The sequence below is a fragment of the Kitasatospora cystarginea genome (assembly GCF_039533515.1).
GTDB lineage: Bacteria > Actinomycetota > Actinomycetes > Streptomycetales > Streptomycetaceae > Kitasatospora > Kitasatospora cystarginea.
Map to the genome: position 1 here is coordinate 1 of NZ_BAAATR010000147.1, position 1734 is coordinate 1734.

Consider the following 1734-nt stretch of genomic DNA (forward strand, 5'->3'; position numbering starts at 1 on the left):
CGAGGACGCGGTGTTCACGCCGGTCCTGCGCCGCGACCGCGCGGAGGCGGAGAGCTTCACCACCGGCCTGGCCCAGCTGCACGTCCGTGGCGTGAAGCTGGACTGGCAGGCCGTGTTCGCGGGCACCGGCGCCCAGCGCGTCGACCTGCCCACCTACGCCTTCCAGTACGAGCGCTACTGGCTGGAGGCTCCGCCCGTTCTGGTGGGCGACGCGGCAGCGGCCCAGCTCGGCCTCGATCTCGCGGAGCACCCGCTCCTAGGGGCCTGCGTCGCGCTGGCGGACGCGGACGGTGTCCTGTTCACCGGACGACTGTCCCTGGAGGCGCACCCGTGGCTGGCCGACCACGCCGTCGGCGACACGGTGCTGCTGCCCGGAACGGCCTTCGTGGAACTGGCGGTTCGCGCGGGCGACCAGGTGGGCTGCGGTCGTGTCGAGGAGCTGACGCTGGAGGCGCCGCTGGTCCTGCCCGCGAAGGGCGGTACACAGGTCCAGGTTTCCGTGGGCGAGCCCGACTCCGCGGGCCGCCGTCCGGTCTCCATGTTCTCGCGCGTCGAGGACGCGCCGTTGGACGAGCCGTGGACGCGTCATGCGACGGGTCTGCTGGTGGAGGGCGGTGCCGCGGAGTCCTTCGACCTGGTGGAGTGGCCGCCGGCGGGTGCGGAGCCCGTACCGGTCGACGGGCTGTACGAGGGGTTCGCGGGGGCTGGGTTCGGCTACGGCCCGGTGTTCCAGGGGTTGCGGGCGGCCTGGCGGCGCGATGGCGAGGTGTTCGCCGAGATCGCGTTGCCGGAGGACGTGCGCGACACCGGGGCTGCGTTCGGTCTGCACCCGGCGTTGCTGGACGCGGCGCTGCACGGGGTGGCGCTGGGCGGTCTGGTCGCAGACACCGGGCAGGGCCGGCTGCCGTTCGCGTGGAGCAGTGTGTGCCTGTACGCCTCCGGCGCGTCGGAGCTGCGGGTGCGGTTGGCGCGGGCCGGCGAGGATGCGGTGTCGCTGGCGGTTGCGGACGGTACGGGTGCGCCGGTCGCGTCGGTGGAGTCGCTGGTGCTGCGGCCGTTCGCGGCTGAGCAGTTGGCGGGTGCGGGCGGCGGGCACGAGTCGTTGTTCCGGCCGGAGTGGGTCGGTGCGGTTCTGCCGTCGGTCGAGGCGCCTGATGTGGTGACGGTGCTCGGTGCGGATGATCTCGGGCTGGAGGATGCCGAGCAGTTCGGGAACCTGGCCGAGCTGCGGGCGGCGGTCTCGGCCGGTCTGTCGGTGCCGGGGACGATCGTGGTCCCCGTGCTGCCCGAGGCGGCTCAGGATGTGGCCGCCGCAACTCGCGCCGCCGTACACGATGCGCTGGCCCTGGTGAAGGAGTGGCTGGCCGAGGATCTGCTGGCGGACACCCGTCTAGTGGTGGTCACGCGTGGTGCGGTGGCGACCGTCGACGCGGAAGCACCGAACCTGCCCTCGGCCGCTGTGCGGGGTCTGCTGGGTTCGGCGCAGTCGGAGAACCCGGGCCGGATCGTGCTGGTCGACCTGGACGAGGACCCGGCCTCGCTCCAGGCGCTGCCCGGTGCGCTCGCCTCCGGCGAGCCGCAGTTGGCCGTACGGGCCGGCGACGCCTTCGCGCCGCGTCTGGCGCGGGTCCCGGCGATTGCCGAGGCCGAGCCGCTGGTGCTGGACCCGGAGGGTACGGTGCTGGTGACGGGTGCGACGGGCACCCTCGGTGCGCTGTTCGCCCGGCATCTGGT

Annotated in this window: 1 protein-coding gene; it reads left to right on the plus strand. The window is 73.6% G+C overall.

Annotation, left to right across the window (positions count from 1 at the left end; translation table 11 throughout):
• On the plus strand, positions 1 to 1734 hold a 1734-nt coding region (locus tag ABD369_RS40465; RefSeq protein ID WP_344641640.1), incomplete at both ends, for a polyketide synthase dehydratase domain-containing protein.